General features: G+C 51.4%; 13 protein-coding genes. 9 read left to right on the top strand and 4 right to left on the bottom strand.

The window, feature by feature from the left end; genetic code table 11:
- Positions 1 to 9: 9 nt before the first annotated feature.
- Both BACSA_RS09880 and BACSA_RS09870 read left to right on the top strand, forming a co-directional pair.
- The gene (locus tag BACSA_RS09880; RefSeq protein WP_013617964.1) at positions 10 to 738 is read left to right on the top strand and encodes an SDR family NAD(P)-dependent oxidoreductase; all 729 of its coding nucleotides are present in this window, start codon (positions 10 to 12) and stop codon (positions 736 to 738) included.
- A 355-nt stretch (positions 739 to 1,093) separates the two neighbouring features.
- Positions 1,094 to 1,543: an HU family DNA-binding protein gene (locus BACSA_RS09870; RefSeq protein ID WP_022041278.1), complete on the top strand. Its 450-nt coding sequence runs from the start codon at positions 1,094 to 1,096 to the stop codon at positions 1,541 to 1,543.
- A gap of 160 nt (positions 1,544 to 1,703) precedes the next feature.
- Here the strand turns inward: BACSA_RS09870 and BACSA_RS09865 are convergent, their stop codons facing one another.
- Positions 1,704 to 2,582, bottom strand: a complete 879-nt coding sequence (locus tag BACSA_RS09865; RefSeq protein WP_013617962.1) for an AraC family transcriptional regulator — start codon at positions 2,580 to 2,582, stop codon at positions 1,704 to 1,706.
- Between the two features lie 131 nt (positions 2,583 to 2,713).
- On the opposite strand from BACSA_RS09865, the gene BACSA_RS09860 reads away from it, so the two are divergent.
- Genes BACSA_RS09860 through BACSA_RS09850 form a run of 3 tightly spaced genes read left to right on the top strand, consistent with a single transcriptional unit; the run spans position 2,714 to position 4,853 of the window.
- Complete coding sequence (locus BACSA_RS09860) at positions 2,714 to 3,742, top strand: aldo/keto reductase (protein ID WP_013617961.1); 1,029 nt, start codon at positions 2,714 to 2,716, stop codon at positions 3,740 to 3,742.
- 11 nt (positions 3,743 to 3,753) lie between these two features.
- Positions 3,754 to 4,260 (top strand): PPC domain-containing DNA-binding protein, encoded by a 507-nt coding sequence (locus tag BACSA_RS09855; protein WP_013617960.1) that lies wholly within the window; start codon positions 3,754 to 3,756, stop codon positions 4,258 to 4,260.
- A gap of 5 nt (positions 4,261 to 4,265) precedes the next feature.
- Entirely contained in the window at positions 4,266 to 4,853 is a 588-nt protein-coding gene (locus tag BACSA_RS09850) for a DUF2271 domain-containing protein (RefSeq protein ID WP_013617959.1), read from the top strand.
- 36 nt (positions 4,854 to 4,889) lie between these two features.
- Here BACSA_RS09850 and BACSA_RS09845 read toward each other — a convergent pair whose 3' ends face one another.
- Positions 4,890 to 5,522 (bottom strand): DUF1349 domain-containing protein, encoded by a 633-nt coding sequence (locus tag BACSA_RS09845; protein ID WP_065757462.1) that lies wholly within the window; start codon positions 5,520 to 5,522, stop codon positions 4,890 to 4,892.
- A gap of 130 nt (positions 5,523 to 5,652) precedes the next feature.
- On the opposite strand from BACSA_RS09845, the gene BACSA_RS09840 reads away from it, so the two are divergent.
- The gene (locus BACSA_RS09840; protein WP_013617957.1) at positions 5,653 to 6,408 is read left to right on the top strand and encodes a response regulator transcription factor; all 756 of its coding nucleotides are present in this window, start codon (positions 5,653 to 5,655) and stop codon (positions 6,406 to 6,408) included.
- A 4-nt stretch (positions 6,409 to 6,412) separates the two neighbouring features.
- On the opposite strand, the gene BACSA_RS09835 is transcribed toward BACSA_RS09840, so the two are convergent.
- Positions 6,413 to 7,258 carry an aldo/keto reductase gene (locus BACSA_RS09835; protein ID WP_013617956.1) on the bottom strand — a complete coding sequence of 282 codons (846 nt, stop codon included), beginning with the start codon at positions 7,256 to 7,258 and terminating at the stop codon, positions 6,413 to 6,415.
- A gap of 190 nt (positions 7,259 to 7,448) precedes the next feature.
- On the opposite strand from BACSA_RS09835, the gene BACSA_RS09830 reads away from it, so the two are divergent.
- A complete protein-coding gene (locus tag BACSA_RS09830; protein WP_013617955.1) occupies positions 7,449 to 8,276 on the top strand; it encodes a helix-turn-helix domain-containing protein in 828 nt (275 codons plus the stop codon).
- Positions 8,277 to 8,385: 109 nt separating this feature from the next.
- Positions 8,386 to 11,892 (top strand): DEAD/DEAH box helicase, encoded by a 3,507-nt coding sequence (locus BACSA_RS09825; protein WP_013617954.1) that lies wholly within the window; start codon positions 8,386 to 8,388, stop codon positions 11,890 to 11,892.
- Between the two features lie 98 nt (positions 11,893 to 11,990).
- Here BACSA_RS09825 and BACSA_RS09820 read toward each other — a convergent pair whose 3' ends face one another.
- Complete coding sequence (locus tag BACSA_RS09820) at positions 11,991 to 12,875, bottom strand: arginase family protein (RefSeq protein ID WP_245546596.1); 885 nt, start codon at positions 12,873 to 12,875, stop codon at positions 11,991 to 11,993.
- 242 nt (positions 12,876 to 13,117) lie between these two features.
- On the opposite strand from BACSA_RS09820, the gene BACSA_RS09815 reads away from it, so the two are divergent.
- Positions 13,118 to 13,480 carry a winged helix-turn-helix transcriptional regulator gene (locus BACSA_RS09815; protein ID WP_041583985.1) on the top strand — a complete coding sequence of 121 codons (363 nt, stop codon included), beginning with the start codon at positions 13,118 to 13,120 and terminating at the stop codon, positions 13,478 to 13,480.
- The last annotated feature ends 47 nt before the right edge of the window (positions 13,481 to 13,527 follow it).

The following is a 13,527-nucleotide window of genomic DNA, read 5'->3' as shown; positions in this document are numbered from 1 at the left end:
GTGGAAAACATGAAAAGAATCATCATCATAGGAGCTTCTTCCGGCATCGGGCGCGAAGCCGCGCTGCAATTTATCCGCCGGGGATATCATGTAGGCGTGGCAGCCCGTCGCGAATCCGCGCTGCAAGAATTGAAAGCCCTCGCGCCGGAGCAAGTGGCATACAGCCTGATTGACGTGACCGATGGCGATGCGCCTTCCAAGTTGTTGAAACTGGTAAAGGAACTGGGCGGCATGGATGTTTTCCTGCTTTGTGTGGGCATCGGCAAGCAGAACGCTGCTTTGCGAATGGACATCGAATTGTCAACGGCACAGACAAACGTGTTGGGCTTTATCCGCATGGTTGATACGGCATACGGCTATTTCCGTGAGAAGGGCGAAGGGCATATCGCCGTCATCAGTTCAATAGCAGGCACAAAAGGCTTGGGGGCTGCCCCGGCTTATTCGGCGACCAAACGTTTCCAGAACATCTACATCGAGGCGCTCGAGCAATTGGCGCGAATGCAAGGCTTGAAGATACGGTTCACCGACATACGTCCTGGTTTTGTCGATACGGATTTGCTGGGCGACGATAAAAAATACCCGTTGCTGATGCGCCCCGGAAAGGTTGCAAAACGGATTGTCCGCGCCATCGAACGGCGTGAATCGGTCTGCACCATGGATTGGCGATACCGGATAATCGTATTCTTTTGGCGGCTTGTGCCACGGTTTATATGGAAAAGATTGCCCATAAGGAACTGACGGGTACATATTATAAATTACAGGCTGAATATGACAAGAGAAAACATCGGCACCGCATGGCGTATATTGCAGACAACAAGTATGGTGTACGTGAAACAATTCCCTGCATAATTTCCCCGAAACTCTTGACAACCGCCTTCCCAGATAGTATCTTTGTAAGACGCAGCCGGTTGCGGAAGCCCGTGGATATAGGTGCGCCGCCAAACGCATATAGGTGCATCCGCTGTAAGATTATTAATCTTCAGGCTGCAAGATTATTAATCTTACAAGCGGAAGATTATTAATCTTACACCCGATGAGGCTATCTGCGTTGAGAGAAGAAGATAATAACAACAACCTTTTAAATAATCTGAATATGATAAAGTACAGCTTAGTAATGCGCGGCGAACCCCGCCACCCGGAACGTCCGAAGCGGGCTTTCGCTTCGGCACAGTGTATCAAAACCCTCTCGCTGGAAGAAGTGGCACGGCACATCAGAGCCCACGGGTGCGCTTACAGCACGGGAGACTTCATCGCCATTACGAAGATGCTGGCGGAAGCTACCGCAAAGTTGCTGAAGGAAGGCTATCAGGTGGAACTGGATGACCTGGGCAAGTTTTACATCACCTTGGGATGCGAAGGAGCCGAAAGCATGGAAGCGTTCCAGCCCGACCGGCACATCAAAGAGGTGCGGGTAAACTGGGCGCCGGGAGAAGCCTTCGGCAACATGCGCGAAGGAGTAAACTTCGAAGAAAGCCTGAAACGGCATACAGAACGGAAGCTGCTGCGTGCCGAGCGGAACGGCGACAGCATACTGGAACTGTAATAGAAACTGTTTATACCCATCAGGAGTAAAAAGCTCAAAATGTCAGCAGATAAAAGGAGTTATGCCTCCGGCAGGAGTTAAATGCCGATAGCAAAGAAGCATTGGCTTTTAACTCCTTGCCGGCTTGTCTGATAGCAGCTTGTAGCAGGGAAGCGGCATTTTACAGTTTTATCTGTGTCCGATATTCAGACGGTGTGCGCCTGATGATTTTCTCAAATTGGGCAATGAAATGGGTGACGCTGTTATATCCTGATTCGTAGGCTATTTGCGAAACGTTCATAGTTGAATAAGCCAGCAATTTGCATGCGTGTTCAATCCGTATCTCTGCCAGACATCGGAAAATGCTCTTGTCCGTGCGTTGTTTGAAATACCGGCACAATGCCGTAGGGTTCTGGTTGACATACTCCGCTATTTCCTCCAAAGTCACTTTTTCCTTGAAGTGGTTATACAGATAGGCATATACCTTATTGACGGGTTCTTTCATGTCGGGGACAGGATTCGCCTGATTGTATGCTGTACTGGAGAGCAATTTGAAATGCTGGCAATCATGCAGCTTTTCGAGCATGCGCAACAGGCAGACCATACGCGAGGTGTATTCGGAAGAATCGAAAGCCCGTACCATCTCCATCATTTCATCAAACAGGCTTTCATCGTAGAAGCGGATTCCATATTGGCTTTTCTGCAGCAAATCGTAGATGAGGCGGTAATCCGGAATGTCTTTCATATTGTCGGGAAACATATCCGGCCTGAACTGTATGGCTTCTCCGGCGCTCCATTCATCTTCCGGATGACTTGCTGATGTGGAATGCAGCTTGGTATGGCATAAGTGGAGATGAGGCACATTGCTTCCGATGAGGGCGATGTCTCCGGCTTTGTATTCGGATACACCTTCACCGACAAACTGTTTCCCGCTGCCTTGGGTGAACAGCATGATTTCGTACTCCACATGTTTGTGCAAGGGAAGCACAAAACGGGGGTAGGAAATATGGCTGCATACCGTCGCCATGTTATGTACAATCTTACGTTCTAATACGGGCATACTTTCATTTTTATCCGGATGCAAATATAATGGATAATACTGCAAATATAATGGAATCCCGTCTTCTTTATTGCTGTTATTTTTGCAATGTCAAATGAAAGGAAGATGCACAACAAAAAACATTACTGATTATGGAATATCGCAGACTGAACGGTTCGGGACTTTTTGTCCCGGCATTGACTTTGGGAACAGGAACCTTCGGCGGCTCTCATGGCTTCGAGGGCTGGGGACATACGGGAGTAGCGGAAGCCACCCGCATGGTGGATATGTGTCTGGAAGCCGGACTGAACATGTTTGATACGGCAGATATGTATTCGCGCGGACTTGCCGAGGAAATATTGGGGAAGGCCATTGCCGGAAAGCGGAACAGGCTGCTCATCGCTACCAAGGGGACATTTCCCATGGGCGAAAGCCGCAATGAGGAAGGGGCTTCGCGTTTCCATCTGATAGAGGCGTGTGAGGCGAGCCTGCGCCGTCTGGGTACCGACCATATCGACCTGTACTACATCCACGGCTTCGATGCCAATACACCTGTAGAGGAGACGCTCCGGGCTTTGGATGACTTGGTGACGAGCGGCAAGATACGCTACATAGGCTGTTCCAACTTCTCCGGCTGGCAACTGATGAAATCGCTTTCGGTATCCGAGCGGCGCGGATGGAGCCGGTATGTGGCGCATCAGGTATATTACTCGCTGCTGAACCGTGATTTTGAATGGGAACTGATGCCGCTCGGCATAGACCAGCAGGTGGGCAGCATCATCTGGAGTCCGTTGGCTGCCGGACGTCTGGGAGGGCGCTACCGCCGGAACAATCCCATGCCGCAAGACGGAAGAGTGGCACGCGGAGGCGCACCCGTAAGGGATAACGTAGTGGCTTACGACCGTCTGTATAATATAATAGATGTGTTGGATGAAGTGGCTGCGGAAACGGGAAAGGCTGTGGCACAAGTGGCATTGAACTGGTTGCTGCAACGTCCTACGGTGTGCAGCCTTGTCATCGGAGCCAGTTCAGAAGAACAACTCCGGCAGAACTTGGGGGCGGTAGACTGGAAGCTTACGGCAGAACAGATGCAACGCCTCGATGCCGCCAGCAAGACGGAGAAGCCTTATCCTTACTGGCACCAAGACGAACGGCCTGAACTTTCCTCCCAACTGTTTTAACACGGACTGTCATGAAATTAAAACTCATATTCACTCTGCTGCTTTGCGGATGGCTGTTCATTCCGGCAAGCGCACAAAATCCACAAGATATGTATACTTATAAGCAAATAGGCAACAAATATGTTGTCAGTATCCAAAATCGTGCGGAAATCGTCAAAGCCCTGAACGCTTTCTGCGAAGAACGGGGCATCCAGTCGGGAACCATTTACGGGATAGGGGCGATAGATGAATTAATCCTTCGCTTTTTCAATCCCCAGACCAAACAATACGTGGACAAGACCTATCAAGAGCAGATGGAGATTGCCAACCTGACAGGAAACATCTCTCAAATGGACGGGAAGACCTATCTCCATTTGCACATCACCGTGGGACGCAGCGATTATTCCGCTTTGGCAGGACATCTGCTTTCCGCTACGCTGAACGGAGCCGGAGAGTTTGTGGTGGAAGATTTCGGAACCCCCGTCACCCGCGTTTATGTCCCGGAAATAGGATTGAACTGCTATAAATTGGACGAATAAAGCCTATGAAAACAAGATTGTTTTATGCTATTCTGGTCGCGGTCGGCATCTGCCTGCAAGGTTGCACCACCTCGTATGCGAAAGACAGAGAAGATGCGAAAGAAACTCCCGCAGGAGAACGGTTGGAGATTTCTTTCCGCTTCCAGCGTGGCGGCATTGCTTCCAGCCAATATGCCATTTGGATAGAAGACGAAACGGGTAAGTTGGTACGTACCTTGTATGTTACGTCTTTTACAGCAAAAGGAGGATATGAATACCGGAAAGATGCCGTTCCTGTCTGGACGAGCAAGGCAAAACCTCAAACCCTGTCTTCCGCACAAGTCGATGCCATAACGGGGGCAACGCCACGGAACGGCGTTTTGACCTACCAGTGGGATGGGACGGACAATAACGGCAACCGTGTACCTGCAGGGAAATATACGTTTTTCGTAGAGGGCACGTTGTATTGGAAAAGCAGGGTTATCTATTCCGGAGAATTGGATTGGGGAGGCAAGGGACAGGATTCCATACCAGTGGAAGCCCGATGCTTCAACCTATCCAAGACCAACGAGAACATGATTGCCGGACTAAAAGCACGCCATCTCAAAAAATAGCCTGCTTATTCTTTCGCCTATTCCCGGATGGCAATCTTATTCCTTTCCTTCGCTGTTTTTCTCCAACCATTGCAGCCGGCGCAGGTCAGGCAGGTGCTTGATGGAAAAGCCTTCAAACCGTGCCTTGAAGCCATTTCCGTCCGGGCAGGCTCCCATAATGCCTACCATGACCGGACAGTTGTCCTGCAACCAGGCATTGCGCATCATCGTGTATTCCTTGTCGTCGAAGGAATAGAATATCTCTACGGCATCCAGCCGGCGCACGGCCTTTATCCATACGAACGGCACAGGCTTGTCCAGAGGGATGATGCTCCAGTCGCTTGTATGGTGGGTGACGACGGTACTGAGGTTGTACTTGCCGTCCACAAACTCGATGCCGGCCTTGATGTAATTCTCGTGGTCGATGCGCAACATCAGCCCCGACTGGTCGAAACGTGTCTGGTAGTCGCCCGAAATCTTCACCTTGACTTCAAACTCGCCTCCGCGCAGGGTGTACAGGAAAGGGGCATCGTCCACGGTAAAACCATAGTGGGATATGCGCCAGTAATCGGTCTGCGGCGTAACGTCCATGAGGAGCGTGTTGCCGTCGATTTCCCACTGTGCAGGTTCGTTGAACCACTGCATTTTCTCCAATGACTGCGCCATGCCGGTGAGTGAAGCCGTGGCCATCAGTCCGCAAAATCCTAACCTTTTCAAATCTTTCATGTTCATAATAACCATTCTTTTTATATACCTTTGCAAAGGTAACGCCTTATGACGGGTTGCACAATGACTATAAATAACCATTTTGTCCGCTGATATGAAGACGATAAACAGGTTGAACAGGGAATTTTTCTCGCAGGATTTCTCCGAAGAAGGGCCTTATGCCGAATGGCTGGAGCGATATAAAGCCATAGCCTGCAACTATGCACGGATGGAAAATGCCATTGCCGTATTGAGCGATATGCGGGACAATGCCAGCTACATTTACTATGGAGGGTTTTCGCAAATGCTGGGGATGGGCAGAAACCGCAAGGAGGGCAGGCTTCCTTCCATCTGGGAAGAAGAAATCTTCCGGCTCATTCATCCGGATGATTTGTCGGGCAAACATTTACAGGAACTCCGGTTTTTCCATTTCATGAAGCACCGGCCTAAAAAGGAACGCTCCGATTATTACCTGGCAAGCCGGCTCCGCATGCGGAACGCCACCGGCGACTATGTGCCTGTATTGCACCGGATGTTCTATATTCCGGGACCTTGTGACGACACCTTGCGGTTGGCATTGTGCCTTTACGGTCCTCTGCTACTGGACATTCCCGGGCAATGTGTAATCATCCATTCTGCCAGCGGACATATCGTGGAGCTGGAAAAACAGGACAACACCCGCATCCTGTCTGCCAGGGAGAGGCAGGTATTAAGTCTGATAGACAAGGGACTGACCAGCAAAGGCATAGCTGAAACGCTTTCAATCAGCATTCATACCGTCAACCGGCACAGGCAGGAAATCTTAGGCAAGCTGCAGGTCGGGAACGCCATCGCAGCTTGCCGGGTAGCCAAAGAATTGGAACTAATCTGATTCGTCAATCCTTTCCGAAGTTAGCCAGCCACTTTACCGTCTCGGGAGCATAGTGTGAGAAGAACAGGCTTTCGCCCTTGTCCAGCTTGCCGATGGTCTCCATGTCTTCGGCGGAAAGGGAGAAGTCGAATACATCGAGGTTCTGCTCCATGCGCTCCTTGTGCGTGGACTTCGGGATGACTACCACGTCGCGCTGAATGAGGAAGCGCAGGGCGGTTTGTGCCACAGACTTACCGTATTTTTCGCCAATGGCTTTCAGCACGGGGTTAGTGAAGAAGTCGTTACGTCCTTCGGCGAACGGCCCCCACGACATGATTTGCGTGCCGTACTCCTTCATGATTTCCTGCGGCTGGCGTTGCTGGTTGAACACATGCGTTTCCACTTGGTTCACCATCGGCTTGATGTCGCAGAACTCTGCTAAATCAATGAAACGGTCGGGATAGAAGTTCGATACGCCGATGGCACGGAGCTTGCCTGCCTTGTATGCTTCTTCCATAGCACGGTAGGTGCCGTAGTAGTCGTTGAAAGGCTGATGGATGAGTAACAGGTCGATGTAGTCAGTTTGCAGCTTGCGGAGGGATTCGTCGATAGAAGCCTTTGCCTTCTCATACCCGGCGTTGGATATCCACACCTTTGTCACAAGAAACAGTTCCTCGCGCGGGATGCCGCTCTTCTTTACCGCACGGCCCACGCCTTCCTCGTTGTAGTAAGCCTGCGCCGTGTCTATCATACGGTAGCCCACGCTCAGGGCATCCGATACGCAGCGTTCACACTCTTCAGGAGTTACCTGATATACACCATAACCTAAAATCGGCATTTCTACGCCGTTTGATAATTTGACTGTTTGCATAATTCGTTGTTTTTATGGGGTTATTATTATTTGATATCTTCGTGAATATCATTGAGCCTTTTTACTGCTTTTAATTACGATGCAAAGTTACGCCGCTTTTACACTCTCCATGTTTCACAAAAGGTATCTAATGTTTCACCAAAAGCACAAATCGTTTGGCGCTCTCCGGATAATGCCCTAATTTTGCGGCATGGCAAAGGATAAAGAACTGAAAATCGTATATTCCACCCTGTTCCAACTGATAGGTTCGGTGAAACTGAAAGGCTGGTGCGTCCACATGGTGTGCCTGCAAGGGGAAGGCTTTTTTACTTACGATGGTCGTCCGTTTCACGTGAAGAAGCATGACGCTGTGGTCATCAATGCGCCCCAGCAAGTGCATGTAGTCGGTCAGAGTGAAGACATGAAAGTGGAAGTCTTGGCAGCCCCGCATGATTTCCTCTCCAACCAGCTTCCGGCGAATAATTATGGTATAGGAGGCAGTATCAGCCTGTACGACAACCCTGTCATCCCCTTGTCGGAAGAGGATGCGGAGACGTTGGTGCGCGACATACACCATATCCGCGACCGCATCGCCGATACCGGCCATCTGTTTTACCGCGAGCTGATAGGCGGGCTGGCCCTTCCGCTGATTTATGACCTGTTTTATTTCCACGCCAAGAACCGTACCCCGATATTCGCCACGGACAGGAGCATGTATGTCGTAAAGGAACTAATGGCGTTGCTGGAAAGCGGACGCAGCAAGAAATACCGGGAAGTCGCTTATTATGCCGAACAACTGAACGTGACCGTCAAGTACCTCTCCAATACCGTAAAGCGGCAGACGGGCAAGAGCGTCACCTATTACATCGACCGCTACACCGTCCCGATGATAAAGGAATATCTCAACAATCCCGACCTTTCCATCGTGCAGATAGCGGAGGAAATGAACTTCACGACGCTCTCTTATTTCAGCCGGTACGTGACCAAACACCTGGGCATGTCGCCGAAGGCTTACCGGGAATCATTGATGCCGCGGTAAACATGGATGGGATATAGCCGGGTTTATCAAGCCTTAGATTCGTATTTTCTATAATTTGTCCTACGAAAAAGTTATCTTTGCAACAAAAAATGTATACCACGATTCATATATGGCACAACAGTTTGGCAATACATGGTGGGGCAACGAATGGTTGCGTTCGCTGACCCACATTGATTATGAGAACCGCATCCCCCGCGGCGCACGATATGCCCGCAATGGCTCCGTCCGTGAAATACAGTTGCAAGATAATGTTATCAGCGCCAAGGTGCAAGGCAGCCGTCCGCGGCCTTACCGCGTTAAAATCACCGTCCCGAAGTTTTCCGCCGGACAGGTGGACAAGCTGATGAACCGGCTGATAGCCCGACCGGGCATCATCTCCGGTCTCCTCAACCGGGAATTGGACCCGGAGGTGCTGGACATCGCCCGCTCCTGCGGCTTGAAGATATTCCCCGAACGATGGGATGACTTGGAGATGGATTGCAGTTGTCCCGATTGGGCGGTGCCTTGCAAACATCTGGCAGCCGTGGTCTATATGTTCAGCCGGGAGATTGACAACAATCCTTTCATTGTGTTCCAAATGCACGGGTTCGACCTTCTGAAAGAATTGAAGAAACGGGGCATTGAAGTGGACAACGTGCGGCAGGAGGTGGAAGTGCCCGCCTTGAAAGACCTCGTGACGACCCTGCCTGCTAAAGATGCAGGAACGGAAGTCCCGGCATTCCGCCGCATCGACTTCTCCAAGCTGGCCGACCGGTCTGATGCCCTGCTGATGCTTCTGCCGGACAAGCCTCCTTTTGCACCCCAAGGCAATTTCAAGGAAGGATATGTGGCGGAATTGCGCCGTGTGAGAAAGAACGTGCAGCGTTTCTTCACCGGGAAGCTGGGGAGGGAAGAATTGTTTCCTATCGCATTTTCCAAACTGCCGGAAAGTATCGGTGTAGACGATGCGATAAGCCTTTGCTTTGATTACCGGTATGATTGGACGATAGAAGGAAAGGTTGCCTACAACGAGCGCACGTTGCCTCATGCCTTGCTGCACATCCATCCCGATTTCCTGCCCGACTACCATCCGACGGTCATTGCCCTGTACCAAACTCTTTTCTGTGCGCTGCACCTGTTGGACAAGGGGGCGGTGGCTCCACAGTTGCTCCAGTTGTCGGACAAGAATTACCTGGTGCGTTGGATGCCCGCCTACATCGATGCACAAGCCAAGGAACTGGTGGAGGCACTCGAAGGACTCGTTCCGGCTTCGCTCGTCAAGGTGAAACCTACGGCACGTTCCGCAGCAAAACCCGTGGAGCATCCGGCGGAGTGGCTGGTATCGTATTTCCTCGGGACGTTGGTCAAATACTTGTCGGGCAGTTGCGACCGTATGCCGCTCCTCCCGTTCTTCTTCAAGGGAGAACGCATGCCCTTCGACGGAGTGGGCGAAAAAGAGACACCAGGAGGCATCCGCTCGTGGACGGCTTCCTATACCCTGACGGCATCGGACTACCGCCCGGTGTTCAGCGTGGAAGAGAGCCGCAAGGGAGGTTTCAACCTGCACATCGGCGTGGAGGACAAGCGAAAGCCGGAGCCGCAGACCGTACCCCTATGCGAAGTGCTGGATTCGCCGGAATACGACCGTGAGCGACTGCGCATCCTGCGGAGCTTCACGCTTATCTCCGGGTTGGTGAAGGAAGTGGGGAGCTATATCAACGCCGGTGCGAAAAAGCCTGTCCATTATACTGCTGCATCGTTTGTGCCTTTCCTGCTGCAAGTCATCCCTGCCGTACGGATGCTCGACATCAAGGTATTCATGCCTAAATCATTGGGACAACTTATCCGTCCCAAGGCATCGCTGTCCATCAAACGGAAAGCCGGTTCGGACAAAGGCTTCCTCAGCCTGGCAGACCTCTTTGCCTTCGATTGGGAAGTCGCATTGGGCAAGGAACTTGTCCCCTTGGAAGAATTTATGAAACTGATGGAGAAGGCCGACGGGCTTATCAAGTTTAAGCAACGCTACATCTATGCCGATGCGGAAACCCTGCAAAAGCTGCAAGCCGCCATGGCGCAGGGCGAAAAGCTGACTCCCGCCCAAATCCTGCAAGCTGCCCTGACGGGAGAATACGAATCGGCACCGGTGCATCTGACCGACGAGGTCCGCCAATTGATGGACGAACTGACACGGCAGGAGCATATCCCGCTCCCCACCGGATTGAACGCTACGCTGCGTCCTTATCAGGAACGCGGCTTCTCGTGGATGTACCGCAACAGCCGCATCGGTTTCGGCTCTATCCTGGCGGACGACATGGGATTGGGAAAGACCTTGCAGGCCATCACCCTGATGCTGAAATTGAAAGAGGAAGGCGCATTGGAGCAGGGGCGTATATTGGTAGTGGTACCCACCGGCTTGCTCACCAACTGGCAGGCGGAAATCAGCCGTTTCGCCCCGTCGCTTACCTTCTTTGTCTATCACGGGACAGGACGAAGCCTGAAGCAGTTTGATGCCGACATCCTGCTCACCACCTACGGCGTGTTGCGCTCGGACAATGCCAAGCTGAAGAAATTGCCGTGGACGCTGATGTTCATTGACGAAGCGCAAAACATCAAGAACCAGGACACCGCACAGAGCAAGGCCGTGCGCGGCATTCCCGCCACGACACATATCGCCCTCAGCGGTACCCCCGTAGAGAACCGCCTCACCGAGTTCTGGAGCATCATGGAGTATGCCAACAAAGGCTACTTGGATACGCCGAAAGCCTTCAGGGAGAAGTTTGTCAACCCCATCCAACTCTACAACGACGGCGATTGCGCTGCCCGCTTCCGCAAGGTGACCGCTCCCTTCATGATGCGCCGTATGAAGACCGACAAGAGCATCATCTCCGACCTGCCGGACAAGATAGAACTGGACGATTATGCCGCACTCACTTCGGAGCAGGCCGCCCTCTACCACCGCACGCTCGAAGCAGCCATGGCGGAAATCAAGGGGATTGATACCACCGATCACGAATCCCTTTTCAAGCGTCAGGGACTTATCCTGCAAATGATTCTTGCCTTGAAGCAAATCTGCAACCACCCGGCACAGTTCCTCAAGAACGGCAATGCCCGCATAGAGTTGTTCGGCAAGGCGGAGATGCTATTGGACCGCTTGGAAGGCATTGTGGCGAATGGCGAAAAAGTGCTTGTGTTCACCCAGTTCCGCGAGATGGGCGACTTGCTGGTGCGCTTCATCGAAGAACGGTTGGGACAACACCCCTTGTTCTACCACGGCGGATGCTGCGTAAAGCAACGTCAGGAAATGGTGGAGCGTTTCCAGAACCTTCGGAGCGACAAGATCTTCATCCTCTCGCTCAAGGCTGCCGGAACGGGGCTGAACCTCACAGCCGCCTCGCACGTCATCCACTACGACCTGTGGTGGAATCCGGCCGTGGAAGCCCAAGCTACCGACCGCGCCTACCGCATCGGGCAGCAACGGAACGTCATGGTGCACCGTTTCATTACCAAAGACACCTTTGAAGAACGCATCAACGACATGATCCAGCAGAAGAAACACTTGGCGGACATGACCGTGGCAAGCGGCGAAAGCTGGATAGGTAAGCTGAGCAACAAGGAATTACGGGACATCTTCGGGTAAGTGTGATAATGAACGGAGTTGGCAAGAGCCGCAGCATGTAAGGATGTACACTTACATACCGCGGCTCTTTTGTGTATCACAACAATAAATACAAATCCTTATTTCAATAGCGGAAGCTGCTCCAGCATGTTCTTAATGCGGATGGCTGTGCGGGGCATAGGTTCGGCTACGGTCAGCCCGACAATATCCTTTTCCTGCCCGATATCGTTTATCACACGCACCACTTCTGCGATTTTCATTCCATCCGGGACCACACCGACCGCCGCGATGATTTCCGCCGGGTCGAGTACATCCATATCAAAGTGTATGACAACCTTGGATGCTCCGCACGATTGTAACCATTGCCGTACCGCATCACTGTTCTCGCGGACATCTTTCGGTGTCAGGTGTTGGATGCCGTATTGTTCCTGCCTTGCCTTGATTTCGTCACGCTCCCAATCGCGCAATCCGACAAAAAGGATTTTGGAAGGGTCTATCTTCATCGGCAGTTCAGAAACAAGCTGTTTGTCGCCCAAGCCCATGCAGGCTGTTACCGCCATAGCATGATAGCCCGCATAGGCATCGCCGGGCAAGGTAATGTCCGGATGTGCGTCAATCCAGACCATTGCAAGGTCATCCTTGTATTTGTCCGCAAGGTAGGTAAATGGAACGACGCTTACCGAACATTCTCCGCCCAGTGTTACGATTTTATCAGGATGGGTTATTTTCAGAATATCCAAAGCTGCTCGAGTCTGTGCGATGAGTGCCTCTTTGTCCAAAACGCCGTCGGTTACTTTACGTCCTATCTTGTCGGTTGCCACAGGAACCGTATAGGTTTCTTGCCCGTTGTCCGGTGCAAGGAAATTCAGCAACTGCGCCCCAAGGTAATATCCCCTCGAAGCCTGCTCCGGGTCTTTCACTTCCGTTATCCAGTGGGCGATGTCTCCACCTTGCCACTGCGGATAAACCAGCCGGATGGTTTTTGTACGTTGATTATTATCCATGGTGATTTCGTTATTTTGTGCCTTGGCAGGAAACGATGTCCCATACAACAAGGCGGTGAATAATAGCATTTGCTTCAGGAATCTGTGTCTGTCCATTTTTCCTTTTTGGGTGCGAAGATAGCATTCTATAAGCACGGACGCAAGTACGGACAAATTATTCATATACAGATAAATTTGTCCCTATATCCGTTTCCAGTCATAAAATGTGTACTTTTGTCCTGCGAATTGACAATATCAAATATATGTATAAGAAGAAAATACCCTTAGACCTGGATTGCGGTGTGGCCATAGCCATGGAAGTCATGGGCGGCAAGTGGAAATCGTGCATCCTCTACGAACTGGAGAAAGGCTGCAAACGTCCCAGTGAACTGCACCGGCATTTTGAGGATACCAGCCCCCGCGTCATCAACCAGCAGTTGAAAGAACTGGAAATGCACGGCATGATTGAGAAAACAATCTATCCCGAACTTCCGCCCCATGTGGAATATTCCATCACGGACGACGGGCGGAGCCTTATCCCCATTATCCGGATGCTGGAACAATGGGGAAATGATTTCCGCCCGAAGATGGTGCGGATATTGGAAAAAACGGGAATGGCAGAATAGTTTTTATATACAATTGTAACACGAAAAAGTTATCTTTGCCCCGGATA

This window comes from Phocaeicola salanitronis DSM 18170 (assembly GCF_000190575.1).
Classification (GTDB): Bacteria; Bacteroidota; Bacteroidia; order Bacteroidales; family Bacteroidaceae; genus Phocaeicola; species Phocaeicola salanitronis.
Note: the sequence above shows the minus strand (reverse complement) of the source record. Positions and strands in the feature narration are given on the sequence as shown.